This is a genomic window from Streptomyces sp. NRRL B-1347 (assembly GCF_000720325.1).
Taxonomy (GTDB): domain Bacteria; phylum Actinomycetota; class Actinomycetes; order Streptomycetales; family Streptomycetaceae; genus Streptomyces.
On record NZ_JOJM01000314.1, the window covers coordinates 1 to 283 of the forward strand.

Annotated in this window: 1 protein-coding gene; it reads right to left on the reverse strand. The window is 68.9% G+C overall.

Translation table 11 applies throughout. The features are described 5' to 3' along the window. Window positions 1–10: 10 nt before the first annotated feature. A partial coding sequence (locus IG74_RS0145150) for a transposase (protein WP_030689801.1) occupies window positions 11–283 on the reverse strand: 273 nt, incomplete at its 5' end.

Here is a 283-nt window from a genome sequence, read left to right on the forward strand (position 1 = left end):
CACAACTCGCCTACTTCACGATCTCCTTGGCGAAGAAGGCCGCGGCTTTTACCAGTATTTCGTTCGCCTTCTTCGCTTCCGCCAGCTCCTTGCGGAGACGCTTCAGCTCTTCCCGCTCGGCGCTGGTGAGTGCGCCCGCCGGGCCCCCGCCCCGGTCGGCTTTCGCCTGGCTCACCCAGGTCCCCAGGCCTTCGGTGCTGACGCCGAGCTCGCGGGCCACCTCGGCCACCGGCCGCCCGGAGGAACGGACCAGCCCGACGGCGTCCCGCTTGAACTCCTTGGG